2 protein-coding genes are annotated in these 1,895 nt (G+C 41.4%); one reads left to right on the top strand and one right to left on the bottom strand.

Features of this window, described 5'->3' with window-relative positions; genetic code table 11:
* Window positions 1–563, top strand: a 563-nt coding sequence (locus tag VF684_RS20840; protein WP_440174394.1) for a hypothetical protein, incomplete at its 5' end; no start/stop codon positions are given.
* Window positions 564–818: 255 nt separating this feature from the next.
* Here the strand turns inward: VF684_RS20840 and VF684_RS20835 are convergent.
* On the bottom strand, window positions 819–1,895 hold a 1,077-nt coding region (locus VF684_RS20835; RefSeq protein WP_440174393.1), incomplete at its 5' end, for a PD-(D/E)XK nuclease family protein.

Here is a 1,895-nt window from a genome sequence, read left to right as displayed (position 1 = left end):
TACATGTATTAACAGCCAAGACCATTGCTACGAAAGGCTCCGCAAAGGTACTCTATCGAAGCCGCATGGCGGATTTCTCTCTTTGGGTTGCTGGTTTGGAAGCTGTGCTTGGCCAAGAAGCAGGAGTACTACAAGAGGCATACAAACAGAACGTTGAACAAGCAAAAGTCGCAGGGGTGGTAGATGACTCCCTATTCGTTTCCTTGTCCATGTTTGCGAAACGCTACTCCAAGATCGATCCTTGGCGAGGGACTCCCCATGAGTTGCTCAGCGCTTTGGAAGCCCAAACGTCTATCGCTATTGGTTCCGATATGCCCAAAAATGCAGCAGCCTTATCTCGGAAGATACCTGTGCTGCTAGATGCCCTTACCAGCAATGGAGTGCAAGCCATTCGAGGACGGGCCACTGATCGGTACTACAAGGTTTGGTTCGAGCCAAAAGCTAACCAAAGTCGTGACGAATGCGACGACGTGGCGGCTCCTTCCGTCACCCCGACGCAACCGTCGCTAGTAGATCAATCTTGTGAGGAAAACGATGGCGTAGCAGAATCTCTACTGGGATAAAATGAGTAAAATATCAACGCCAGTCCTTCGGGGTTGGCGTTTTTTCTATCTGATGTTACCAATGGCTCCTGATATCAGGGTTTGCGACCCGTCAAAGAGATCTCAGCTCGCTCACCATCTCACATTGTTTAGTAGGCCAAAACCTTAGTGATATAGGTGATTGCCACGATGGGAATGCGCTCCCGATGCTATAATGACTCACAGGAATAGCTCGCATTTTCCTAGTGTCTATGGTGGCTTATCAATTATTCATCCTTACATAAATAGCTTCATATTAATTTTTTCGTGAATAGTAATTATCACTTCATACAGTGCAGCAAAGACACTGTCTTCATCACGTTCACCGAGCTTTGACCAGACCGCACCATCATTACCCCAGTTTTGAGGAATCCTATTTTTCCCCTGTGGATCTAGGTCCCAACTCCACCATGACCAATATTTATTTGATTTACCTTGCATATGAGGGAAAAGTTCTGACATAGCTGCTGAAATGTTAGCAGTTTGGCCTTCTTTTTTACTTACTCCTGATATACCAAAGTACAAACCATTAAAGTTAGCGCGGTCAAACTCCCAGCAAAGACAATAAGTATCACTAGAACTTAAAGGTATATAAAACCCAGCCCATCGACTAGATGTATCTACATCAGTAAAGTTGATTTTTAAATCATATGGAATCAGTTTTTTATTCAGATCTGAAATTAATTTTTCATATAACTTTTTACGCACACTTTCTATCTGGTTATAAATAAGAAATGCAGACTCTATAGTATTGCTATCTTTTTGGATGATTTCAGATAATTCATCGTTGTTATCCACAATAAATTCTCCGTTAATTGATTGATTTATGTATTTAATTAGTGACTCAACAAAGATTCTGACTGTGCCTGCACGAACGTACAATAAACAATCGCCTAACCATCTGATGACATCATACCAAGATATTGTCAGAATGTGTTGTTTCAAAGAGTCTGGCGTGTCATGCGGAAGAGTCCATTCACCGGGTTCATGATTGCATAAGTATATTAATTTCCACGGTCTATCCATCTTATTTAGCCATTGCGCATAGTCTCTTAACTGATTCTCTTGGTCCTCAGCCCATGGCTTATTTTCTATAGCAATAAAACCGTCTGATGTTGTCAACAAAAGATCTATTTTTCTGCCATTTTCTATAATGACTTCATAATCTACTCTGGCCTTATAAAGGCAGTCCTTATCAACTATAGGGCTATTGTGTCCCATCTTTTCAATGAGATTGGTAAATCCTCTTAGAAACAATATTGACTGCCCATGACTTTCATTAGGGGATAGTAAAAAACATAGATAACGCGAAAG

It is taken from the genome of Aeromonas sp. Lyrl_2 (assembly GCF_051948815.1).
GTDB classification, from domain to species: domain Bacteria; phylum Pseudomonadota; class Gammaproteobacteria; order Enterobacterales; family Aeromonadaceae; genus Aeromonas; species Aeromonas veronii.
This window is presented reverse-complemented; position numbering and strand designations above follow the sequence as displayed.